Annotated in this window: 20 protein-coding genes; 1 reads left to right on the top strand and 19 read right to left on the bottom strand. The window is 45.9% G+C overall.

Annotation, left to right across the window (positions count from 1 at the left end; translation table 11 throughout):
* Positions 1-286: 286 nt before the first annotated feature.
* The 5 genes from DW159_RS12385 to DW159_RS12365 all read right to left on the bottom strand — a co-directional run bounded on the left by DW159_RS12385 (position 287) and on the right by DW159_RS12365 (position 7,997).
* A complete protein-coding gene (locus DW159_RS12385; RefSeq protein WP_117551170.1) occupies positions 287-3,073 on the bottom strand; it encodes a translation factor GTPase family protein in 2,787 nt (928 codons plus the stop codon).
* A gap of 101 nt (positions 3,074-3,174) precedes the next feature.
* Positions 3,175-4,242, bottom strand: a complete 1,068-nt coding sequence (locus DW159_RS12380; RefSeq protein ID WP_117551168.1) for a lysylphosphatidylglycerol synthase transmembrane domain-containing protein — start codon at positions 4,240-4,242, stop codon at positions 3,175-3,177.
* A 149-nt stretch (positions 4,243-4,391) separates the two neighbouring features.
* Entirely contained in the window at positions 4,392-5,438 is a 1,047-nt protein-coding gene (locus tag DW159_RS12375; protein WP_117551166.1) for a Fic family protein, read from the bottom strand.
* A gap of 224 nt (positions 5,439-5,662) precedes the next feature.
* Positions 5,663-6,592 (bottom strand): cysteine synthase A, encoded by a 930-nt coding sequence (gene cysK / locus DW159_RS12370; protein ID WP_117551164.1) that lies wholly within the window; start codon positions 6,590-6,592, stop codon positions 5,663-5,665.
* Positions 6,593-6,686: 94 nt separating this feature from the next.
* Entirely contained in the window at positions 6,687-7,997 is a 1,311-nt protein-coding gene (locus DW159_RS12365) for an O-acetylhomoserine aminocarboxypropyltransferase/cysteine synthase family protein (protein WP_015534026.1), read from the bottom strand.
* 504 nt (positions 7,998-8,501) lie between these two features.
* Between DW159_RS12365 and DW159_RS12360 the strand changes: the two genes are divergently transcribed.
* Positions 8,502-8,936, top strand: coding sequence for an RrF2 family transcriptional regulator (locus tag DW159_RS12360; protein ID WP_015534027.1), 435 nt, complete (start codon positions 8,502-8,504; stop codon positions 8,934-8,936).
* Positions 8,937-9,272: 336 nt separating this feature from the next.
* Here DW159_RS12360 and thrS read toward each other — a convergent pair whose 3' ends face one another.
* From thrS to DW159_RS14070, 14 genes are all read right to left on the bottom strand, one after another.
* On the bottom strand, positions 9,273-11,036 hold the full coding sequence (thrS, locus tag DW159_RS12350) for a threonine--tRNA ligase (protein WP_022216928.1): 1,764 nt from the start codon (positions 11,034-11,036) through the stop codon (positions 9,273-9,275).
* 440 nt (positions 11,037-11,476) lie between these two features.
* The gene (locus DW159_RS12345) at positions 11,477-12,496 is read right to left on the bottom strand and encodes a S66 family peptidase (protein WP_117551160.1); all 1,020 of its coding nucleotides are present in this window, start codon (positions 12,494-12,496) and stop codon (positions 11,477-11,479) included.
* A gap of 90 nt (positions 12,497-12,586) precedes the next feature.
* A complete protein-coding gene (locus DW159_RS12340; RefSeq protein ID WP_055147111.1) occupies positions 12,587-12,895 on the bottom strand; it encodes an AzlD domain-containing protein in 309 nt (102 codons plus the stop codon).
* Positions 12,895-13,602, bottom strand: coding sequence for an AzlC family ABC transporter permease (locus tag DW159_RS12335; RefSeq protein ID WP_117551158.1), 708 nt, complete (start codon positions 13,600-13,602; stop codon positions 12,895-12,897). Before DW159_RS12335 ends, DW159_RS12340 begins: the two co-directional genes overlap by 1 nt.
* Before the next feature lie 32 nt (positions 13,603-13,634).
* Positions 13,635-15,755, bottom strand: coding sequence for a transglutaminase-like domain-containing protein (locus DW159_RS12330; protein ID WP_117551157.1), 2,121 nt, complete (start codon positions 15,753-15,755; stop codon positions 13,635-13,637).
* Between the two features lie 39 nt (positions 15,756-15,794).
* A complete protein-coding gene (locus tag DW159_RS12325; protein WP_117551155.1) occupies positions 15,795-16,886 on the bottom strand; it encodes a DUF58 domain-containing protein in 1,092 nt (363 codons plus the stop codon).
* Between the two features lie 36 nt (positions 16,887-16,922).
* Positions 16,923-17,882, bottom strand: coding sequence for an AAA family ATPase (locus tag DW159_RS12320; protein WP_015534031.1), 960 nt, complete (start codon positions 17,880-17,882; stop codon positions 16,923-16,925).
* A 74-nt stretch (positions 17,883-17,956) separates the two neighbouring features.
* The gene (locus tag DW159_RS12315) at positions 17,957-18,757 is read right to left on the bottom strand and encodes a tetratricopeptide repeat protein (RefSeq protein ID WP_015534032.1); all 801 of its coding nucleotides are present in this window, start codon (positions 18,755-18,757) and stop codon (positions 17,957-17,959) included.
* A gap of 41 nt (positions 18,758-18,798) precedes the next feature.
* Positions 18,799-19,788 carry a 2-hydroxyacid dehydrogenase gene (locus DW159_RS12310; protein ID WP_015534033.1) on the bottom strand — a complete coding sequence of 330 codons (990 nt, stop codon included), beginning with the start codon at positions 19,786-19,788 and terminating at the stop codon, positions 18,799-18,801.
* A gap of 106 nt (positions 19,789-19,894) precedes the next feature.
* Positions 19,895-21,430 carry a HAMP domain-containing sensor histidine kinase gene (locus tag DW159_RS12305; protein WP_117551153.1) on the bottom strand — a complete coding sequence of 512 codons (1,536 nt, stop codon included), beginning with the start codon at positions 21,428-21,430 and terminating at the stop codon, positions 19,895-19,897.
* A gap of 1 nt (position 21,431) precedes the next feature.
* Positions 21,432-22,142, bottom strand: coding sequence for a response regulator transcription factor (locus tag DW159_RS12300; RefSeq protein ID WP_015534035.1), 711 nt, complete (start codon positions 22,140-22,142; stop codon positions 21,432-21,434).
* Positions 22,143-22,397: 255 nt separating this feature from the next.
* Positions 22,398-23,897: a TrkH family potassium uptake protein gene (locus tag DW159_RS12295; RefSeq protein ID WP_117551151.1), complete on the bottom strand. Its 1,500-nt coding sequence runs from the start codon at positions 23,895-23,897 to the stop codon at positions 22,398-22,400.
* A gap of 23 nt (positions 23,898-23,920) precedes the next feature.
* Positions 23,921-25,324, bottom strand: a complete 1,404-nt coding sequence (gene trkA / locus DW159_RS12290) for a Trk system potassium transporter TrkA (RefSeq protein ID WP_165854738.1) — start codon at positions 25,322-25,324, stop codon at positions 23,921-23,923.
* 94 nt (positions 25,325-25,418) lie between these two features.
* The gene (locus DW159_RS14070; RefSeq protein WP_015534037.1) at positions 25,419-25,553 is read right to left on the bottom strand and encodes a hypothetical protein; all 135 of its coding nucleotides are present in this window, start codon (positions 25,551-25,553) and stop codon (positions 25,419-25,421) included.
* Positions 25,554-25,578 lie beyond the last annotated feature (25 nt).

Here is a 25,578-nt window from a genome sequence, read left to right as displayed (position 1 = left end):
CTGATGGGTATGCCTTCTCAGGGGACGCTCCCGCTCGTTTCGCCCTGCAGCGGTACTAAGATGCTGCTTAGCGCACCATCTAAGGACCGGCGGGCTCAAATGCCCCTGCGAAGGCATACCCATCAGCTTGGTTTATATACACTGTTAAGCCTCGCTGTTCTCCGTAATTATGTATGGTTCGTCGGGCAATTTTGCCCTGACAAACCTTTTTTCATTCTTCCTTTTAAGTATCTATCAAATAAGCCAGAATCAAATAGTTCAGCTTAATTGTTTTGATCAAATTTTCTCAATCGTTTTTCAAATAATTCTCTCTCAAATGTTCGTTCACTCTCTCGACCTCTAGTTTGAAGTCTCTTGAGGACATGCGGATTGCACCCTGTCCCATGGTGACTATCTGCTCCAGTCCGTCCGATGTGACCACAGTGACCTTGTGCTTTCTCGCAAGCTCATGTGTGAGCTTTTCTATATGCGCATCCGCGGTCTCACCCTCCTTGGTGTACACCACCTCTATATCATCATAAGGGAATCTCTCGCCCTTGTTGTCCTTCACCTTGTAGCCGTCAAATACCACTATTAACTTACAGTTCATATATCCCTGATAGTTTGACAGTATGTCCATGAGCTTACCTCTGGCGGAGTCTATGTTGTGCTCCGACAGTTCCCGAAGTGTATCCCACGCAAATATGACGTTGTAGCCATCCACTATGACATAGTCCTCGCCACTCTTTCTGCGCTTGAATGCTCCAGGCGTGGCTATACCTCTATCAGCGGGTCTGCTGCCCACAAACGGTCCATTTCCGGGCTGCCTGTCTCTCGACTGACTTCTATTGTACCGTGCACAGCCTCGATATTCAGACTGGACCGAGGTCCCTGCGGCACCAGCAGACATACCGTTTCCGGCTATGCCATCACTTCCTCTGCCGGAAGTTCCGTTTACCTTATACTCAGATGTAGTTCTCCTGAATCTTCCGTTCAGTGCCACATCCTTATCCTTGTAATCTCCGCCAAATGTCCTTGCAAATATCTCGCTGAGTTCCTCGTCCGTGATGGACATATCCGACACGCTCTTTCCCGGTCTGTTCACCGGAATATCCGTAACATCGCCATCCTCTGTATACCCCAGCTGACCTGAGATCTCAAATCCCGGATCCTCCTTCACATGCATGTTCTCATATACATCGTACCAGTCAACCAGATAACCTGCACCGTGAGCGCAGAATACCGATGATGATGGATTAAATCTGTCAAGCTCAGGATCATAATGTCTCTCAGCCAGAACCTCTTCGGTGTTGTGGCATGGCTGATAGCCGTCTATATCCACCTGAAGCCTGCCTGTACCTCTGGAAAATGCTGTGAGTTCACTGTAATACTCTCTCATTGTATATACCGGGGCATGTCCCGTGATGACTGTCGTCTCACCGGATATCTCCTGACCGTCCATAGTTCCACTCATCTTCACTATGTCTGCAAGAACCCTTCCGGCATACTCCTGTGGTACCTCTATTTTAAATGCATACACAGGTTCCAGCAAGACACTTTCCGCCATCATAAGGCCCTGTCTCACCGCCCTGTATGTCGCCTGTCTGAAATCTCCACCCTCAGTGTGCTTCTGATGTGCGCGCCCCGCAGTGATGCTTATCTTCATATCCGTGATTGGCGATCCCGTAAGCACTCCCCTGAACTCACGCTCCTGAAGATGGGTGAGTATCAGTCTCTGCCAGTTCTTATCCAGTACATCCTCGCTGCAAATGCTGTCAAAGCACATTCCACTGCCATTTTCCATAGGTTCAAGCAACAAATGTACCTCTGCGTAGTGCCTGAGCGGTTCAAAATGTCCTACACCCATGACTGGAGCCGCGATCGTCTCCTTGTATGATATCCTGCCCTGTCCGTATGTGATGGCAATTCCAAACCTGTCTCTTACCATCTGAGCCACTACCTCAAGCTGTACCTGCCCCATGACCTTGATGTATATCTCTCCTGCGGTCTCATTCCACTGCACCTGGAGCTGGGGATCCTCTTCCTCAAGCAGTCTGAGCTTTGACACCATCGTGACCGCATCCACATCAGTCGGGTACATGACCTTATAGCTGAGAACCGGCTCCAGACTTGGAAGCTCTCCATCCGGGCAGGCACCGATTCCCTGTCTGCCGTAGGTATTCACCAGTCCTGGAACAGCACATACACAGCCCGCAGTGACATGATCCACCATGTCATACTTTGCACCGGAGTATACCCTTATCTGATTTACCTTTTCAAATGTTTCCTCGCCTTGTCTGCCTGTAAGCGTGAGTACATCCTTTAGTCTCAGGGTTCCCCCTGTGATCTTCATATAGGTCAGCCTCTCTCCTTTGTCATCACGGCCGATCTTAAATACCCTTGCGCCAAATTCATCCCTTCGCCGAGGCTCTGTCACATATCTGTTCATTCCATCCAGCAGCTCAGCCACACCATCATTTTTAAGTGCCGAACCAAAATAACAAGGAAACAGCTTTCTGTCTGCCACAGCCTTAACTATGTCATCTTCCCGGTTTTCCCCGGTCTCGAGGAATCTCTCCAGCATGTTCTCATCGCACATGGCTATGTGTTCACCAGCATCTTCACATAAAAAATCGACACAGCCATCACTCAGTCTGTGTCTGATATTGTCCATGAGATACTCCCTGTCATACCCCGTCATGTCCATCTTATTTACAAATATAAATACAGGAATCTCATATCTCTCAAGCAGTTTCCACAGCGTCTCCGTGTGGCTCTGCACTCCGTCCATGCCATTGATGACCAGAACTGCATAATCGAGGACCTGAAGAGTCCTCTCCATCTCCGTTCCGAAATCCACATGTCCTGGAGTGTCAAGCAGTGCTATATGCATATCACCAAAGTTAAGCTCCGCCTGCTTGGAAAATATCGTGATCCCCCTGTCCTTTTCCTGACTGTCCGTATCTAGATATGTATCCTGATGATCCACCCGCCCAAGCTTTCTTATCTGTCCTGCCTGATAGAGCATCGCCTCCGACAGGGTGGTCTTACCCGAATCAACGTGGGCCAGTATGCCCGCGACTATGTTCTTCATATGTATCTTTTTCCCTTCACCAGCCGATATATATCACCTGCCACGCATCTTGCTGACCATTGATATATATCGGTTCTTTATAAACTCATTTATCGGTTCAGCTATGAGTCTGTATCCGCCATGCTATCGCCATCCGGGATTCCCTGTTTTTCATTCTGCGCCGCCTTATATCTCTTGAACCTCTTGAAGAATATGGCTGTAAATGCACCTATGATAAAAGGGAACATGAATGTGGCAAATCTATAGAGAAGTGCCATGGCTCCGGCTGCAGCAGAACCAACAAGTCCCGAATAGATCGCTGTCATAACAAGCTCACTTGATCCGATTCCTCCCGGCATAGGAATGACTGCCGCCAGCATGACACTCATGGCTGTTATACCTATTGACGTGACAATATTCATATCACACAAGTTGTGACACACTATATAAGGTATGGCAAACCAGCACGCGAACTTGCATATATCAAGCAGCATGACTACCACTATAAGCCACGGTTTCTTAAGTACAACCCTGGTGGCATCCTCCATCATGGCTGTCTGTTCACTTAAACTGTCAATCTGCTTTACAAATCGTCCTTTAAACAAAGCATCAGTTTTTTCAAGAAGCCATCTGAGGAATCTGTGAAACGGCGGCCAGCACGCAAAGAGCACTATCGCCATAGTTATGAGTATGGTCGCTATAACGCCGAGGACAACATATGAACTGTATTTGCCGAACACTCCAAGCATATATTCTCTGTTCGCAAGAAACAATGCCACCGCCATAACACATATGGTCATCTTGTGTATCGCATAATCAATAGAGTACAGACCAAGCGCTTTCGACGGCTGTATTCTGCAGTGTTTCATGAACAATGTGGATGCCACTATGGTACCGCTCCCAAGCGTTGACACCCTGTAAAATGACACAAAATACGTCATAATATTTGCATCGAAAAATGTCATATTGTTCTCCACCTGTCGCATGAGGATAAACGTTATGCAGCTCTCTATCACTCCGTATAAAAGCGTCGCTCCGAGAATAGCTGCCACGACCACAGGACTTGTCTTTACAAGCTGCGACATTATAGGGCCTGCCATGTCACGGAACACATATATGATAAGTCCGACCAGCACCAGCACACACAACCATTTTATAAGTGTTTTCTGTCTATCTGATAGTTTTTTCATAGTCTTATATCCCTTTTCCCCTAATATCAATTCATTCAGATCAGTCTTATCCCAATCTGCCCACCATCTCAAATGCACCGGCAATTAGCGGCTGATCTCATGTTTCGTACAATAGATTAACAAGCTAAAGTGAAAAAAACAAGCATTTGTTATTTCATTCTGACATAATAGGTAGACTTGCCTGTACCGCCTCTGCCTATATCGCCCTCTTTTACGAGTTTTCTGAGTGCTCCCTCTACCGAACTGATGCTGAGAGACGGACAAAGTTCCATTATATCCTGCTTTGTAAACTTTCCTATTTTCAGCAGTATTGCTTTTCGCACCATCTCAATCGCCGGCAACTTTTCCTCTACGATTTCAAAGCGCTCCTCAAAATCCTTATAAGCAGCCAGTATTGTCCCAAGGAGATATTTTATAAACGGGATCACGTCCTCTGTGCCCTCGTGCCAGCCTGCCTGGGCTTTCCCAAGCGACTTATAATATAACTCCTTATTTCCTGCGATCTTAGCCTCAAGAGAAATATACTTTCCAACATAGAATCCACTTCTATATAGCAGAAGCGTTGTGAGCAGTCTGCTCATTCTGCCATTGCCATCATTAAACGGGTGTATGCACAGAAAATCATGTATGAAAACAGGAATGACGATCAGCGGCTCCACCTCGAAATTACCGATCACCCTGTTGTATTCCCCACATATCCTGTCCAGCGCTTCCGGTGTCTCAAATGGAGCCATCGGCGTGAACAGGACTTCCGTTTGCCCATCAGGATAAGTTGCGCTGATATAATTCTGCACCGTCTTTGTTCTTCCTGCAAATGGGTTATTCATATGACTGTACAACATCTTATGCAGCTGAAGTATATAATTCTGAGTTATAGGTATTGCATCAAAGCTTTCATGTATAACCCCCAGCACATCCCTGTAACCTGCTATCTCTTCCTCGGCTCTGTTCTTCGGTGTGGTCTTCTCCTCAACCAACTGCTTTATTCTTGTATTTGTTGTGACTATACCCTCTATGGCATTGGATGCCTCCGTGCTCTGGATCTTTGCTATCTCAACAAGCTTATCCAGTTCATCCGGACGCTGTCTTAAATACAGTTCCTGTTTACCTGCATATCTATATATTGCAGCTATGAGTCCAAGCACTTCAGAATCCCATTTTTCTTCTTTTATTTTACTGTAATTAAAAGTTCTCATTCCCTTAATTTACTCCTTTTCCCTTAAATATTAGCACATTTTAAGGGAAAGTCAACTCAATTAAGGGCATTTCCCCTCAAAGTTCTATCAGTTTTAAGGTTATCCAATTGTATACTATTTATGCAGCTAATTAAGGGTACTTTCAAAAAAAGCCATCACATCAAAACACGATGTGGTGGCTTTTTCATATAAATTCTATATCACAGCAATTACTATCTATCCATTTAGCCGAATAACGGAGTTGAGTAATATCTGTCTCCACTGTCTGGAAGAAGAACTACGATGTTCTTGCCTGCATACTCAGGGCGCTCTGCGATCTGCTTTGCTGCAAAGTAAGCTGCACCTGATGAGATTCCTACGAGGATTCCCTCTGCTGATGCGATCTCCTTTGCTGCTACAAATGCGTCATCATTCTCAACGGCGATGATCTCGTCATATACCTTTGTATTCAGAGTGTCAGGAACAAATCCTGCACCGATTCCCTGTATCTTGTGTGCTCCAGAAACACCCTTTGAGAGAACTGGTGATGTGGCAGGCTCAACTGCGATGACCTTTACATCTGGATTCTTCTCCTTCAGATACTCGCCAACGCCTGTGATAGTTCCACCTGTTCCGATTCCGGCTACAAATACATCTACCTTGCCGTCTGTGTCCTCCCAGATCTCAGGACCAGTTGTGAGTCTGTGTGCCTTTGGATTGGATGGATTTACGAACTGGCCAGCTACAAAGCTGCCAGGGATCTCCTTTGAAAGCTCATCAGCCTTTGCGATGGCTCCCTTCATTCCCTTTGTTCCGTCTGTGAGAACTATCTCAGCACCGTATGCCTTGATGATGTTACGTCTCTCAACGCTCATGGTCTCAGGCATAACGATGATCGCCTTGTAACCCTTGGCTGTTGCTATGGATGCAAGACCGATACCTGTGTTACCTGATGTAGGCTCGATGATAGTTGCACCCGGCTTGAGTGTTCCATCCTTCTCAGCATCCTCGATCATCTGGAATGCGATCCTGTCCTTAACGCTTCCTGCCGGGTTAAAGTACTCCAGCTTCGCAAGGATATTTGCCTTGAGATCATTCTTCTTCTCTATGTTTGAAAGCTCCAGAAGTGGAGTCTTACCTATAAGCTCTGCTACGCTCTTATATATATTGCTCATTGTATAAAACCTCTCTTTCTAACTGCAAAATTTTAATATATGATTTGCGGTGCGAAAACCAAGTATATCTGTCGCAAGCCGCACCGCAAATATATTACTCCTGAATTGCCTTGAATGCCTCGTCAAGATCCTCGATGATATCGTCTATGTTCTCAGTACCTATTGAAAGTCTGATCGTGTTCTGCTTGATTCCCTGATCGATAAGCTCAGCCTCGTTCAGCTCTGAGTGAGTTGTTGATGCCGGGTGGATAGCCAGCGACTTAACATCAGCGACATTTGCAAGAAGTGAGAATATCTCCAGGTTGTCGATGAACTTCTTGGCTGTCTCTGCGTCACCCTTGATCTCAAATGTGAATATCGAACCACCGCCGTTAGGGAAGTACTTCTTGTACAGTCTCTGCTGCTCAGGATCTGTTGAAACTGAAGGATGGTTTACCTTCTCAACAAGTGGATGATTGTTCAGGTACTCAACTACCTTGAGTGCATTTGATACATGTCTCTCAACACGGAGTGACAGTGTCTCAAGTCCCTGAAGGAATATCCATGAGTGTATTGGTGAGATCGTAGCACCTGTGTCACGGAGGAGGATAGCTCTGATTCTTGTGACAAATGCTGCAGGACCTGCTGCGTCTACAAAGCTTACACCGTGGTAGCTCTCATTTGGCTCAGTGAGCTGTGGGAACTTGCCTGATGCCTTCCAGTCGAAGTTACCGCTGTCGATGATGACGCCACCGATAGTTGTTCCGTGTCCACCGATAAACTTTGTTGCTGAGTGAACTACGATGTCAGCGCCGTACTCGATAGGTCTTACGAGATATGGTGTTGCAAATGTGCTGTCGATCACAAGTGGAATCTTGTGTGCGTGAGCGATATTTGCTATTGTCTCGATATCTGAAACCTCTGAGTTAGGATTTCCAAGGACCTCGATGTAGAGAGCCTTTGTGTTCTCCTGGATAGCATCCTCAAATGCCTGTGGATCAAGTGGATCAACAAATGTTGTATCTACATTGTAATCCTTGAGTGTATGTGCAAGGAGATTGTATGTTCCGCCGTAGATATTCTTTGCTGCTACGATGTGATCTCCTGCAAGTGCAAGGTTCTGAATTGTATATGTAACTGCCGCTGCACCTGAACCAACTGCCAATGCTGCAACGCCACCCTCGAGGGCTGCGATTCTTCTCTCAAATACATCCTCTGTTGGATTTGTAAGTCTTCCGTAGATGTTGCCGGCATCCTTGAGTGCAAATCTGTCAGCTGCATGCTGTGAGTTGTGGAATACGAATGATGATGTCTGGTAGATTGGTACCGCTCTTGCATCTGTAACCGGGTCTGCTGTCTCCTGTCCTACGTGTAACTGTAATGTCTCAAACTTTAAATTTCTCTCTGCTCTTGTCTTCTTTGCCATGATCTTATTCTCCTTAAATTCAAATATTTTATCTGTCATGCGCACCTGCCCATTCATCTTGTCATGTATATGAGCTCATGTGGCATTATACTCTTCTTTATTATTCTCTGTCTATTATGTATGATCTGTTATTTATATCTGTGTCATGATTATTTGTTCTGTGTTCGCTTTAACAGCAGCAACACATGACTTCTATGAAACACATTCGTCTGTCTTCGTTAAGGTACTGTGGTTTAAATGTACTTCCCAGCATATCAACACCTCTTTCTCGATTTTCGTCTTTGAAATTTGACTTGATCGTATCATTTCTGTGATTATTTTTACTTTTCACATAATTCCTACTCGGAAACTATGAATTAAGCATAGCTGTATATTACAGCCTAATTCCCACTTTGTCAATAGGTTTTTTATGAATTATCTTGATTGTTTTTTTTCAGATGTTATAATAGACGTGTAAATGATGTGAAATCATCAGTAAATACAGGCATTTGGGAGGTTTATATTATGAAAGTATCCACAAAAGGGCGTTACGCTCTGCGTTTTCTTATAAATATAGCATCGAGGACAGACGGCAAGCCAGTGAGCATCAAGGATGTTGCCGCACAGGAGGAAATATCCGAGAAATACCTTGAGCAGATCACTTCTGTGCTGAACTCCGGCGGGCTGGTGAAGAGCACCAGAGGACCGCAGGGAGGCTATCTTCTAAGGAAAGCACCGGAGGACATAACTGTTGGAATGGTTTTAAGGCTCACTGAGGGCGGCATATCTCCTGTTGCGTGCCTTGATGCAGATGAATTCCAGTGCGAACGCGAGGCAAGATGCTCCACCATAGGTCTCTGGCGCAGACTGGACAAAGCGATCCGGGACGTGGTAGACACCACCACCATCGCTGACCTTGTGGCAGAAAGACCTGAGGCGGCAGATAACTATTGCATTTAAAGCACATTTACCATATCAAAGCATAAAAGCATGTATATATAATTTCCAGCAGGGCAGCTGGGATTCATATATACATGCTTTTGTTATATTTTTATATTTTGACTTCAAAATCCGTACAACTTTCTCAACATACGGCCTTACACCATCCCCAGGGAACACATCTTCCGGCATCTCAAATCCGTGTTCCTCACGGTACATATAATACCTGTTATCTATTTATTCACCATATTTTTCACAGAGATCATATACCTCCCTCAAATTATGCATTTATTTACAAAAATAATACCCTGTCCTTGCGGACAGGGTAAGTGAACCTGTGGTGTAAAATTTTCGCTCTTACTTGTGAGCCATTGTCTTGATCTCTGTGTCGATCTTCTGTACGAACTCGTCAAGTGGAAGAACTGTTGTGTCAGCCTCACCGTGGAGTCTGTATGATACTGTTCCGTTCTCAGCCTCGTTGAATCCGATTACGAGAAGGTATGGAACCTTCTGAACCTGACCCTCACGCATACGATAACCAAGCTTCTCTGCTCTGTCATCAAGCTCTACACGAACGTCGATGGCATCAAGGGCATCAACAACCTTGTGAGCATAAGCCATAAGATCCTCGTTGTCTGTCTTTACAGGCATAACTCTTACCTGTACAGGTGCAAGCCATGTTGGAAGATTGCCCTTTGTCTCCTCAAGGATGTAAGCCATGAATCTGTCGAGAGATCCAAGGATAGCTCTGTGGAGAACTACAGGTGTCTTCTTCTCGCCGTCCTTGTCGATATACTTCAGATCGAACTTAGCTGGCAGACAGAAGTCGAGCTGACATGTCGAGAGTGTATACTCATTTCCTACGGCCGGCTTAACATTTACATCAAGCTTTGGTCCGTAGAATGCAGCCTCACCGATCTCCTCTGTGTAATCGATTCCTATATCATCAAGAACTTTTCTAAGTGCATTCTCTGCTTTGTTCCACATCTCATCGTCATCGTGATACTTTACCTTGTCCTCTGGGTCACGGAGTGACAGTACGCATCTGTAATCTGTGATTCCGAAATCCTTGTATGTGTCAAATATGAGCTTAACAACTCCTGCAAACTCTTCCTCGATCTGGTCTGGTGTCACAAATATATGTGAATCGTTCTGACAGAAGTGTCTTCCTCTCTCAATACCCTTGAGTGTACCACTTGCCTCAAATCTGAAGTCGTGTGCGATCTCAGCGATCCTGATAGGAAGATCCTTATATGAGTGCATCTTGTTTGCATATATCATCATGTGGTGCGGGCAGTTCATTGGACGAAGTACAAATGACTCTCCCTCCATCTCCATTGCCGGGAACATGTTGTCCTTGTAGTGATCCCAGTGACCTGATGTCTTGTAGAGGTTTACTGTACCTACACAAGGTGTCATAACGTGGAGGTAGCCAAGCTTTCTCTCCTTGCGCTTGATGTAGTTCTCAAGCTCCTGCCATACTGTATATCCCTTTGGAAGGAACATTGGAAGTCCACGTCCTACAAGGTCATCGACCATGAAGAGCTGCATGTCCTTGCCGATCTTTCTGTGGTCTCTCTCCTTTGCCTCCTCAAGTAACTGAAGATGCTCCTCAAGCTCCTCCTTTGTAGGGAAGCACACACCATATATTCTCTGAAGAACCTTGTTCTTGCTGTCGCCCTTCCAGTAAGCTCCTGAATGTCTGATGAGCTTAAAGTTACGGCAAAGCTTTACATTGTCTACGTGAGGTCCACGGCAGAGGTCTGTGAAATCACCCTGCTCATAGCATGTGATTGTTCCATCCTCAAGTCCATTTATAAGATCGAGCTTGTACTCGTCATCCTTGAACATCTCAAGAGCTTCTTCCTTGGATATCTCCTTGCGGATGATCTTCTTGCCGCTCTTGGCAACCTTCTTCATCTCTTTCTCGATGGCTGCGAGATCTTCCTCGCCTCTGATAACGTCATCGCCGAGATCTACATCGTAGTAGAATCCTTCTGCAACTACCGGTCCTACCCAGAACTTTGCCTGTGGGTACAGATGCTTGATAGCCTGTGCCATAAGATGTGCACAGGAATGATTCAGTGTCTTAAGCTGTTCGTCTTCTTTGAAATTAACCATGTCAGTTCTCCTTCTTACTTCTTATAAAGTGAAAATAAATTGCATGTAACAACTAAAAAAGCACCCTTAGATATAATCTATCTAAGGGTGCGTATGCACGTTTCCACCTTAACTTTTAACTCAATTATGCCTTTAACGCAGCTACGCGGTGACGCTTATATCGCGCACGGCTCGGGAGTGGTCTTCATGTGATATATCATAAGCTGCTCCCACCATATGTTCTGGCTCACGTCTGATTCATATCTGAGTCCGATTCACATATGCAGCTCTCTCTGGATGCATCCACCACACTACTCTTTCCGTCTATGCCTTTGTCTTATCTGCCACCTAGTGTAGCACGATATATTTTTTTTCACAATAGTATTTTTTATTTTTTTGCCTTTATTTTTTCAACCATTTTCAGCCTTTTTCAGCCAATCAAACAGCCAACAGACTTCTCTCTACCTCATTTCCATGGAAAGACTCATATCCTGGCCGTCCACCATAAGAGTTCCCATGCTGCCGCATACCACAGGCATCATCGGTGACAGATGTCCGAGATCCACATCCATCACGACAGGCACATTGTATTTTCCTATGATCCCCAGCACAGCCTGATACTGGTCAAGGCCCATCATCTCCTGTCCGAACTGCAGCGGTCTGCCGATCATAAAGCCCTTACAGTATCTGAACCATCCGCCACCATCCATCTGCCACATGGCTCGTCTTATGGACATGACGTTCAGATCACAGGACTCGAGGAACCAGATAAATCCATCATCCTTATATCTCTCAAGGAATTCGCCAACATGGTCAAACTTTGTTCCTATAAGGTTCACCAGACAGTCCATGCAGCCGCCTATCATTCGCCCGCTCACCTGAAACTTCTCAGGATAGCCCTTTATCACTCTTGGCTCTGTGATGTTGTATGGCAGGAATGGATGTTCCTCATCCCTGAGGGATTCCTTCTCCCATCCGTCATATCCGGCAAATGACAGTTTCTGTCCCTGAAGGACCGCCATAGCATCCGCAACTGATCGGTGCCACGGCTCTTGTCCAAATGCCGCCGCACACGGACCATATATGGACGCCGTATCGCACAATGTCGTGAGCAGGAATGTGAGATTTGTGTTGTCCGAATATCCCATAAACCACTTCGGATCTGCTGCCCTCAGTCTATCAAAATCAACATAGTTAAGTATCTCGCACATGAGCTCTCCGCCGCCGCAGGATATGAGTGCATCGTTCTTCTCCGATGTGTAATAGTCATTTATCTCCTGACCGCACAGCTCCGGCTTGTTGCTGATTCCTATGCCTTCTCCGACATAACAGTTTGGCCCGATCTGTATACCAAAACCCATATTCCTGAAGTTCTCCTGCGCTCTGCCAAATGCAGTCTTATACGGCTCTGTATCACAGCCAAATGATGGCGCAACGAAACCTATCGCATCGCCCTTTTTTATAAATTTCGGAAATCTCATATATCATACACAGGTATTTCCTGCTTACCTCCTTCTTATCGTTTTATCATATTCAGCCATCCGGTCCAAATCTCCAGACATCATAAATTTCTACATCAGTTTTAATATCCACTCAACCACGAACACCGTCACACACGCCGCAGCAGCCACAACTATAAGCCCCTTCTGCTTGATTCCAAGTATGAGTGCTACCACAAATCCACATACAGCGCTTATGATACTCTCCGTACTGTATAAAATTGACGGAAGTGTCAACGCCGTGAGACATGAATACGGCACATAGTAGAGGAATGAATTGACAAATCTGTTCTCTATCTTCTTGCGGAACGCCACCAGCGGCACCATTCTTATGAGGTAAGTGACGACCGCCATGGTTATTATATATATGTATATATTCATCACTGCACCTCCTTTTTCTCAGCAGTTCCCACTGGGAAGAATATAGCCCCTATCACAGAGGCTGCCACCGTGCTTATGATTATGGCAATTCCCGTCGATATAAACTTGAATATCGGAACGTAATACAACACGCATGATATGGCAGCAGCCACAAGTGCCACTATGGCAACCGGTCTCGATTTCTTAGCGACCGGCATGACTATGGCGACGAACATTCCGTAGAGTGCCAAGCTTAATGCGCTGCTGATGGACTTCGGAAGGATCCCGGATGCCACCGCACCGAACAGCGTTCCGCCCGTCCAGCCGACTATCGGAAGGATCTGAAGTCCTATCATATACCCAAATGTCAATTCCTTCACATGGCCCATCGCCACCGCAAATATCTCGTCAGTATTTGCAAATGCTATTACGAGTCTCTCCTTGATTCCAACTGCCTCCCCAAGCTTCTGTGAAAGTGACAGGCTCATGAGAGAATATCTCAGATTGATTATGAACTGGGTGAGTATCATCTCAACCAGCGTTCCCCCTGCAAGGATAATCTTGAGTCCTGCAAACTGTCCCGCACTGGTTACATTTGTCAGGCTTATGATGACCGCCTGAAAACTTGTGAGTCCGCCCTTTACCGCCAGCAGACCAAAACTAAAACTTACTGCGAAATACCCCAGTGCTATCGGTATTCCATCCTTTAACCCTTTTCTAAATTCCATCTTAAATACTACTTCTTTCGTGACAAATTATGTTATCTCTTCCTTCTGCGTCCTCCGCAGTCGTAACACTTTACATACTTCCACACAAATCTGTCCTTGAACCCAAGGCCAAGATATGTGTATGCCCTTACCTTTGTATACAGCTTTCTGGCAGCCGCGATCTGCCTGTCATCCGGCTCAACGCGTCCGTATACAGCAGCCTGAACCCATTTTATAAACTCTGTGAACTCATCGCCCTTTATAAAGCTGCACGACTCCGTGACAGTGCCGGCATACTCCGTGTCGTTCTCACTGACGTTCTCTATGGCACCAGAAAACACCATCATATCATACATCGCCGTGGACATCTCGTATATAGCTGATATCCTGTTTCTTCCCACAAGCCTGCGTCTCCTACGCGCAACTATCGTCCTTCTTCTGAAGATGACTGCGCCCCACAATATCAGTATCACAGCAAGCACAACAACAACTGTTCTGAACACTCTGTTCTGTACAAGCTCCGACAGACCATCCCCGGCATCCCCTGGTGATCCCGACTGCGCATCTCCACTGCCATCATTCGGGACATCGACCTGATTGCCATTTTCTCCTGTGCCATTTGAAGAATCACCATCCGTCTCCGTAGTGACTTCTGTATTCTCTGACATCTGGGTTGTCGAATCAGTTGTCGCCTCCGTTGTTACATCCGGACTTGAAGTCTCCTCAGAAGTCTCCGGCTCCTCTGTATCATCCGATGAATTGTCCGCAGTATTATCACCGCTGTAATCCGGTTCCTTCGGTATCCCCAAAGTATCCGCCCTGTCTCCAAGCGGTGTGGCATCCACGATCACCCAGTCACCGGCATCCTCACTGTACGCTTCAATCCACGCATGACTGTATTTATCCAGAACCACCGCACGGTATGTTCCATCCGACTGCTTTATCCACGCAGACGACGGCACCACATAACCTGTATTATACACGGTGGAGATTCCCAGTATCCTGAAGCCCACCGCCGCCGCAGAAGCAAAGTGAACACAATATCCCTCATGAACGTCATACATCGCACTGTTGACCGGATCCTCACCCTCGGTAAATTTCTTTGGTGCTGTGGTATATGACATATGCTGTCTTATATATGTCACCAGTTTGTCCATGACCTCATTGGAAAACTTCTTATCTGGCGCATATCCCTGTATCTCTGATTCGTATCTTGCAAATGTATCCTTATCATAATACACCATGACCTCATCATCAGGGCTGTGTCCATCCGCCCTTCCGTGCCACGCCCCATTCTCATATGTAACATAGCTTCTCGACTTGACGTAGAGATTTCCCTGAGGCTTATCCTCCCTGATTATCTCATCCACAACTTCATCACCGGGATTGACCTCAGAATCATCCACCTTATAGTAACCTGAATATCCTTTGTTACTTTCCCCCGACAGAAAATATTCCATATTGTCCACCATGTCGAGCAGTTTCCCTTGTTCCTTCACACCTCTGTCGTATACGCTGTCATATACAAGAAGGGTGACAACAAGGCACGCGGCAAATACCGTCACAGGAACTGCAATGTTCCACACCACCGACAGCGGCTGTCCCATTCTCATGAGAACATATCTAGCCACGATAAGTGACAATACAGTAAGCACTACTCCGGGTGCACTCACAGGTACACTGAGTGTTGCGCCAGCAAGCATAAACAAAAATGCAAGTCCGATAGCTATCATCAGACTGTTACACCTGTATATCATATAAGTGGCAAAGAACATTGACACCGCCACTATAAAAAGCACAAATTCCGTCACAGCACTCACGCTGACATAGTCAAGATCTATGAGTCCTGTCTTTATCCCATAAACCTTTTTCAGATCATATGCTATGCTGTATACCATGCCCTTTCCTCCGGCATAGAGCAGCTTTCTTCTGGCAAGCCCCCAACCCAGCAACACAGTAACCGGAACCACAATATCCAGTATCCTCTGTTCTTTTCTCAAAATGTACCACAGAGAATAAACCAGTGCTATCACCAGACTTCCTATGATATACGCACCCACAAGATTGGTGGAGTCCATATATTTATTTATATCCGAGCTGTATGCGATATCGCCCACAAGGTATGTCATACCAAGCGACAACGCCCATACAGCCAGTCCCAAAACAACTCTCAATTCCACACCTCTGTAATTCTATGATGATGCCTGGAGAATCTACACCGTGATATAGGATTTTGCAAGATCCTCCTTTATGGTTTCAAATCCCACCTGAAAACTTTCATCTCCACACTCTATATTGCCATTCATGTCTATGTCGATGAAGCTTGTGAAATCCTCACCTCTGTATCTCTCTCTGTACATTCCTATCACATCGTAGCTGTCATTTGTCCTGGCATCCACATACGACAACCTTGCAGCGGCATCGTACACATCCTCCTCACGGACTATGCGGTATCTCGTTATGGACATCTCCTCCGGATCATACCACGCTATAAAGTGAGGGACTTTAACATCTATCAGTGAAAAGCTCACCGATACCATGGATTCCAGCGCAACAGACATTGCCTGTCCATAGTGACGGCAGTTTCTTCCATCGAGATCCATACAGATGATGACCGGACACGACAATGCCTTTGATGTATCCCTGACCATTATCTCATCCTGTCTGGCCGACAACTTCCAGTGGATACGGGTCATCCTGTCTCCAGGTCTGTACTCTCTCACCTGATACACCTCGGTCGAGTCATCGCTTCTCACATCCGAATAATATACATCACTGTCCGTCACAAAATCTCTTGTGTTCTTCGTGACCTCCACCGGAACAAGATAGCACTGAGGCAATACGTAAATGTACGCCGTTCCACCAACCTTTTTCCTGATTGAGAAAATATGGAAAGCATCATATATCCTGACGCCCGATGCCTTTATCTCGTATCTTCCGCTGACATCCAGCTTCATCTTTCCCACGCACTTTCCATACCTGTCATCTATCTGTTCAAATGTACTCTTCTTCTTTTTCTTCATACCCGGAGCAAGAACACTGAACACCGCTGCCACATGGGGTACCTGACCACCGGTGACAGATACCGCAAGTTCTGGATAAAATGTACTGTTCTTCTCAACCACAGGTATATTCATCTGCATCTTAACACTGGTTCTTATGTATCGCACGATCAGCCCGGCTATAAGACTCAGCATGACAGCAGTCATGATCACCGCTGCGAAAAAGTATGATTTTTCTTTATTGATTATTCCTATATATACACATGCCCCTATCAGGACAATATACAATATTCCTCGTCTCATACGACATCCTACCACTACACGCTTCCAAATCTCATGCTACTTTTTCGCCGAACTTCTTCGTCTAACCGACGGTTTGTACACCCTCTCCATTATGTCCTTGAGCACAGCCTCCTGTGTTATGTGGTTCACCCTTGCCTTGGCACTTAAGACTATCCTGTGTCTTATGACGTCCGTCCACACCATCTGCACATCCTCAGGTATGACAAAATCTCTCCCGCTTATATATGCCCAGCTCTTCGCCATCTTGGTGAGGGCTATCGTTCCTCTTGGACTCACTCCTAGCTCAAGGCTTGGATTCTCTCTGGTTCCAACAACAAGCTGGCCTATATAAGAATACACGTCATCACTGACCTTGACATGCTTTACTTCCTCCCTGATAAGCCGCAGCTCAGATGCACCTATTACAGGCTGTACATCCTGAAAGCCATCAGCGGAGGTCCTTCCCTTAACTATATCCAGTTCGCTCTCTATGGATGGATATCCCAGCTTAAGGCACACCATAAATCTGTCGAGCTGGGAATCAGGAAGAAGCTGTGTTCCGGCACTGCCGATAGGGTTCTCCGTGGCAATTACTATAAATGGATCCGGAACCTGATATGTCACTCCATCCACAGTCACATGCCCCTCCTCCATAACCTCGAGAAGTGCCGACTGTGTCTTTGGAGATGTTCTGTTTATCTCATCTGCGAGGAATAGATTGCACATAACCGCACCCGGTCTGTACACAAACTGATTTGTCGCCTTGTCGTACATCGTAAATCCCGTTATATCTCCCGGAAGGACATCCGGTGTAAACTGGACTCTCTTGTTCTGGAGCCCCATTGCATTTGCAAATGCAAGAGCCATCGTCGTCTTGCCGACTCCCGGTACATCGTCCATGAGAATGTTACCGCCTGCGATTATCGCCGCCATTATCTTGGCAATACACACATCCTTGCCTATGACGACCTTCTTCACCTCATCTATAACGTCCATTACCTTGTCATTATAATTCATCTCGTTCTCCCATCCTTCAGATTATCTGTCTACATACGCAACAGGGAGGAAGCTCTTCCACTTCCTCCCTGTTATCATTGCTGCTGAAGCTTCGCCTTTACCGTCTCTATATTATTCATTATAACTCTGTATGTATCATTGTCCCCATAGACACTGTAGAGTTCTTCTGCCGCAAGCTGATAAAATTTGAGTGCCTGCTGGTAGTCCTCCTGTCTGTACCACACCTCTGCAACAGCAGACAGCGCAGCACTGTAGTGATATCCTCTGACACCCTTGAGCTGATATCTGCGCACCGCCTCCGTCAGCTTGTCCTGAGCTTCCTTGAGCCGACCTGCCCTGAGAAGGCTCTCGCCGAGATTGGCATATGTGGCAACAATCTCCGTACCGGCATTCTCATGTCTTTCTATGATGCTGAGCGCGTGCTCCAGTGCATCAACAGCCTTGTCGTAATCGCCAAGCTCCTGATAAATGAGCGCCACGTTGTTATAATAACCCGCCAGCAATATATCATATGGACCGAGCTGCTCCGAATATATGTCATACACCTTCCTGCAATATGACAGGGCTTCCAACAGGTTACCTGCAGCCCTGTTCTCATTTGCAATATTCATGAGAGCGGTTCCATATGGAACTGTATCTTCAATCCCCATCTTATGAGCGAGCCTCATGACCTGCCTGCAAAAATACAGTGCCTTGTCGTGTTCTCCCGTGGTGCGGTGAAAACCGATAAGCTCATTGTATATCGCAAGCATGGAATCAGTATCCTTTTCATATTCAGCATCGCTGAGTGCCTGGGTAAGGTATCTCTCCACCTCCGGCAGTCTGTTCTCTGCGAACAGCTTATCAAGCCCGCTAAAAACCTCATTTATATTCATATAGTCAACCTCAATTTCTCTCACAATATCCTGTCATCACATCATAACACAATATTCGATTCATTTACAGACCCATTAAGGAAATCCATGGCATTGTCCAGAGTGGTCCTGCTTATCGCCTCCAGTGCCTCCTCTGTAAGGAATCCCTGATGAGACGTCACTATCACATTTGGAAATGACAACAGTCTCGCAGTGATCGAGGACTCCAGTATGTCATCCTCCCTGTTCTCAAATACATTTGGAGTCTCCTCCTCGTATACATCCAGCCCGATTCCGAAGAATTTTCTGCTTCTGATCCCAGCTATGAGATCGTCGGTCTTGATGAGTGCACCTCTGGAGGTATTCACCAGGATCACGTGATCCTTCATCATGCCAATGGTCTCTTCATTTATCATATGGTAGGTCTCGTCGGTCAGCGGACAGTGAAGCGATATAAGATCAGATCCCGCCAGAAGCTCAGGGAGCTCCACATATCTGACAAAATCAAGGTCCGGATTCTTATACATATCGTAAGCGATCACATCCATTCCAAATCCATGACATATCCTCGCCATGGCAGCCCCGATCTTACCGGTTCCGACGATACCGGCTGTCTTGCCGTAGAAGTTCATGCCTGTAAGTCCGACCAGACTGAAGTTGTTCTCCCTCACCTTTATATAGCTCTTGTGCAGTCTCCTGTTCACCGCCATGGCAAGTGCCATCGCATGCTCCGCCACAGCCTCAGGCGAATAGCCCGGAACCCTCATCACAGTTATACCGCATTTTTTTGCCGCATCCATATCCACGTTGTTGAAGCCCGCGCATCTCATCAGTATAAGCTTCACGCCCGCATCACTCAGCGCATTCACAACAGGTGCACTCACATCCGAGCTGACAAATGCACATATGGCGTCATACCCCTTTGCAAGTCTTGCGGTCTTCACCGACAGATCTGTGTCCACATAATCTATGGTCAGCTTGTCGTACTGATCTTTTATCGCATCGAACGACTCCATGTCATAACGCTTTGTATCATAAAATAATATATTCATATCTGTTCCTCCTGTTTTTTCCTCTATCGGTATAATGTGTAGCATTGCTTTTTTCTATGTACAAAAACGGAGATTCTCTGAACTGTGTACAGAGGATCTCCGATTATTATTTGCGTGACAGTATAGCTGTAAGTCCCTGTGTCGGAACGTGTGAGTCATCGTCATTCAGCATGTTCGGCAGTGTGAGTGTCGCCTCATACACCTTGCCCTTTCTGCAGGTCGTGAATGATCCATTCATCTCCTCCGCCATCTTCTGACATGTCAATGTTCCTATGTGTGTGCTCTCCGCCTTGCCACCTTCTGGATTTATATAATTTCTGAAATAAATTCTTACCTTTCTCCGGTCTATATATACCCTTATATCTATAGTTTTGGACTTGTCCGAATACTTGCGAATGTTGGTAAATACATTGTCGGTTATTCTCTTCATACCCTGAAGATCAACGTATATTTCGGCTTCCTTGTCCGAGATATCAATGTCGAACTGATATCCATTCTCGCCCAGGAGCACAACATACTCTCCAAGCATCTGGTCAAGGAACGGCCCCGCCGGGAACATCTCCATGTTGAGATCCTCACCGCCCTTTGAATATACATAGAAGTATCTGAACATCTTGTCCGACATCGTCCTGAGCTGCTCCGCCTTCTCAGCACTTATCCTTATGTATTCGTCAAGCTCCTCCTGGGATGAATACTCCTTGTTCTGCATGAGCTCCAGATATCCCGCCATGACTGTGAGCGGAGTTCTTATATCATGGGCCATGGCTGTGACCAGATCACTGTTCGCCTGCCATGCCTCACGCTCCCTGCTGAGCTGCTCAATAATGGTCTGCCTCATGGTGTCTACATTCTCCGCCAGCATACAGATCTCATCCTGACCGTGTATTGTTATCGGCCCATTGATATCCACATCCTTGATATCCATGACCTCATTTGTGAGGCGTCTCATTCTGCCTATCTCTCTTCCGAAATAGACTATTATCACACCGATGAACAGGATACAGCATATGACAAATATCGCTATCTCTCCGACATCCTTGATCGTATCATCCGAATAGTCAACTATGCAGACATCAAACACTCCATCCTTGAATAGCACAGGATAGAAATCGTAGTCAAATTCATTGAGGTCTCCTCGCAGCATGCTGGAATTGCCGTAGTAAGCTCCCTCATCCGCGGTCACCGCATCGGATTTCTTCTGGGATTCGCTGCTCGAGGATGCCTTCCTCTTGATCTTTCTGATATTTCCATAGTTGTCCTGTAACAGAATGATTATCTCACCAGTCTCCGAATTCGTTATGACATATTTGTATGCGCCCTTCTTCTCTATCATCCAGTCAGAGTCGAATACTATATCATTGTTGTTATAAATCAGTATGTACACATTGTCGTGCTGCTCCTGCCATGCCCTGAGTGCCTGCGTATCCGTAGCCTTTATGGAATGGCTGGTCACATATGAAGCAAAGCTCTGGATCTGTCTGGCGGATCTCTTCTGTGTATTCGTGTCACTCATGTATACATTTTTCATGTAGCTGTTCAGTGCAAATGTTCCTGCAAAAAAAGCCGATATGGACAATATTAGCCCAAGCAGTATGATCACAAACAGCTTTACCCTGAGTGTCCGCTTAAATGGCATCTTCATATCAGTCTACCTGATATCCCTTTCCATATATGGTCCTAATGATCTCAGGCTGCGCTGAGTTGTCCTCTATCTTCTGTCTGAGTCTGAGTATGTGTACCATGACCGTATTGGAAGATGAAGGAAGATACTTCTCCTGCCATATATTCTCGTAGAGTGCCTCGAGTGACCATGGCTTTCCTCTGTGCTCCACCAGGAAGAACAAAAGTGCATACTCCTTGTCGGTGAGCTTGATGACCTCACCGTTCTTGATCACAATCCTCTTAAATGAGTCAATATTTATATTGCCGACTGAGATATTCTTTGGATCGGTCTCTGATTTTCCGCGGTACACCTTGTATCTTCTGATAAGAGCATTCACCTTGCGGTTAAACTCGCTCTGGGTGAATGGCTTTGCCAGGAAATCATCGCCACCCACATCGTATGCCTCGTTCTGATCCGGCTCCTTCGTCTTCGCCGTCAAGAAGAGGACTGGGATAGATGAAAACTCTCTGATCTGCTGGCATGCCTCAGTACCTGAAAGCTTTGGCATCATTATGTCCATAACTATGAGATCGATGTCCTTGTCCGCACGCACGGTCTCGACAGCCTCAACTCCATCGGCAGCCTCCACAACATCGTATCCAAGTCTCTTGAGATATATATTGAGCAGCGTTCTGATGTCCTGCTCGTCGTCCACTATAAGTACTTTTACAGATTCTTTTTCGTTCTCCATATCGCATTACTCCTTATCCACACCAAATGTATGTACATTATAACAAATACTCATATCTTTATTCCATTCTAAACTTCTTTGTAAGGAAATTTAAGTCATAAAAAAACGGGAACCCTCACTATGTGAGAAGTCCCCGCCTTTTCTTTATAAAATGATTGGAAGAGCTATAGTTAGGTGTGTCTAACTGTTTCTGAGTATATCCAAATTGCCAGCATATGTCAATAACCTGCCCGCCATTTGTAATGATAACATTTATCAGTTCGCTCTTCTCTCCTGTCTTCTTCGCTTTATGCCTCTCCATGCCCCCATGATCATGTCCCTGTACACGCCAGGATTGAATATGAGCAGCAATGGGAAGAGTTCCAGTCGTCCCGCAAGCATGTCAAACATCAGAACATACTTGGTAAATCCCGTCAGCCCGCCAAAGTTTCTGGTAGGTCCTACCTCGGAAAGACCCGGTCCTATATTGTTGAGACACGATGCCACCGCAGTGAAGTTGGTCACCAGATCCCTGCCCTCAAGAGACACAAGAAATACAGACAGGGTAAATATTCCCATCAGCGTGATGAAGTATACATTTACCGCCCTGACTACCTCGTGCTCCACCGGTTTGCCATCCATGTTTATCTTCTTGATATTCTTCGGATGGAAATACGAACTCAGTTCCTTGACAACGGTCTTGAACATTATCACGAGTCTCGACACCTTCATACCGCCACCGGTGCTTCCCGCACAAGCTCCGACAAACATCAGGATGACCAGCACCGTCTTACAGGTCTGTGACCACTGGTCAAAATCCGCCGATGCGTAACCCGTCGTGGTGATGATCGATGCCACCTGGAAGGCCGCATGTCGCAGGGCATCCCACATATTTGACATGGTGTTCATCAGACTTACAAACAGTATCACCACCGATGTCAGGATGATGAGGAAATATGTCCTGACCTCCTCCATGGAAAGTGCCTTTCGGATGTTCCTGAACAGCACAAAATAATAAAAGTTGAAATTCACACCAAACAATATCATGAACACTGTTACAACCCACTGTATATATGGTGAGAAGCTTCCAAAGCTGTCATTCTTTATTCCAAAACCGCCTGTTCCGGCTGTTCCAAATGCCGTACACAGAGCATCGAACAATGACATATGTCCAAACATAAGGAAAATGACCTCCAGAACCGTCATTCCGAAGTAGATAACATACAATATCCTGGCAGTGTGCTTGAGTCTTGGAACAAGCTTTCCAACGGATGGTCCCGGGCTCTCCGCCTTCATCAGGTTCATATTTGAACCGGACGCACTGTTCATCGGAATGATGGCAAGCAGGAACACCAGAACTCCCATACCGCCTATCCAGTGGGTAAAGCATCTCCACAGCATCATGCCGTGTGACATACTCTCCACATCGCTCAGTATGCTGGCTCCCGTTGTGGTGAATCCCGATATGGTCTCAAACAGTGCATTTGTGAACGAAGGGATCTCCCCTGAAATGACAAATGGCATGCAGCCAAATATACTGAGCAGTATCCAACTGAATGCCGTAGCTACACATCCCTCTTTGAGATATATGGTCTGATTTGCCGGTTTTCTAAGTGTCATAAGCGTTCCTATCACAAGACATGATATTATGACTATAAGGAACGCAAATATTTCATGTTCCTGATATATGAGAGATGTCAGGCATGGAATGATCATGAGCAGACCCTCAAGTCTTATGATCTGGCCAAGTATAAATACTATCATGGAATTATTCATAATCTTCTCCTAATCAAACTGCCTTAAGCAAGTATATCTCTTATATCCGTAAATCCTGTCTCAGTGGTGACTATCATGGCCGTATCTCCAACCTGTATAGAATCCTGACCTGTTGGAAGCAGGATCGAACCGTTTCGATTTATAAATGCTATGAGGAGGTTCTTCTTGAGATTGAGATCCTTCAGCGGTATATCCGTCACCTCCGACTTCTCATCCACACGGAACTCTATCGCCTCAGCTCTTGAGTCAAACATGTGGTAGAGTGTCTCTATGCTGTTACTGTTGGAATTCTTCTTCGCACGGACATATGCGACTATGGACTCCGCAGTTATACTGCATGGATATACAACACTTCCCAGATCGAGGCTGTTTATGACCTCTCTGAAATTGCTCCTGTTTATCTTGGTTATCGTCTTGGCATTTGAATGTTTGCGGGCGTGGAGAGTCAAAAGTATATTCTCCTCGTCGATTCCTGTCAGGGACACAAATGATTCAGTCTCCGCAAGACCCTCCTCGTTCAAAGTCTCCTGATCCGTTCCATCACCGTTTATGATGATAGCTTTTGGTAAAAGCACAGAGAGCTCCTCGCATCGTTTCTTGCTCTCCTCAATGATCTTGACAGATATTCCCATGTTGACAAGCTGCCCAGCCAGATAGTAAGCGACATTGCCGCCTCCTATTATCATGGTGTCCTTGACCCTGGCAGTCTTAAAGCCTATATGCTCCATGAATTTTCTGGACATAGGTCTTGTTCCGACACATGACATGATATCTCCCGCCTTGAGCACAAAATCTCCGGAAGGGATATAGAACTCCCCGGCTCTCTCAACTGCCGCTATAAGTATATTTATCGGCTTCTGTTTATTTGCAAGATCCTTACCCAAATCAGCTATGCTCTTGTTGTCAAGCACGTTCTTCTCCGGGATCTTTATCCTGGTCATCTCCGCCTGTCCGTGTGCAAATGAATTTATCTCAAGAGCCGTTGGCAGATACAGTACCCTCGACACCTCGATTGCAGTCTCAAGCTCAGGGTTTATGATCATGGTAAGTCCAAGCTTTTCCCTGAGATAGCTTGCCTCCTTGCTGTAATCCGGGTCTCTGAGTCTCGCTATGGTCGCGCAGTCTCCGACCTGCTTGGCTATGGTACAGCACAGGATGTTGAGCTCATCCGACGACGTGACTGCAGCTATCAAATCTGCGTTCTGTATTCCCGCTTCAAGCTGCACACTGTGATTTGCTCCGTTTCCAACTATTCCCATAACATCATACTGATTTGCGTATGTTGCGACCTTCTGGGGATCCTTGTCTATGATAGTTATATCATGCCCCTCATTTGCAAGCTGCTTGAGTATGGCCACGCCAACCTTTCCACAGCCCACTATTATGATCTTCAATCCCGTCTTCTTGCTTGATCTGCTACCAAACACGGATTTATCCTCCTTGATTACCTTCAATTAACTAAGCCAAGTATAGCATGCTAAATATAAAAATCAACACCTGCCATTTTTCTTTACTGAAACCTTACACGAACAGTCTTATTATGCAGCACACCAGCACAAATATGACAAATGCTATGCCGACTATCATATTTGTTCTCTTGCTGAAACCTTTGGTGGGTTTTCTGTAGATTCCGTCATCTTCTTTGTTCTTCTTCATAGCCTTTTCTGTCTCCTGTTTTATT

The organism is Coprococcus sp. AM14-16 (assembly GCF_003434675.1).
GTDB classification, from domain to species: Bacteria; Bacillota; Clostridia; order Lachnospirales; family Lachnospiraceae; genus Coprococcus; species Coprococcus aceti.
This window is presented reverse-complemented; position numbering and strand designations above follow the sequence as displayed.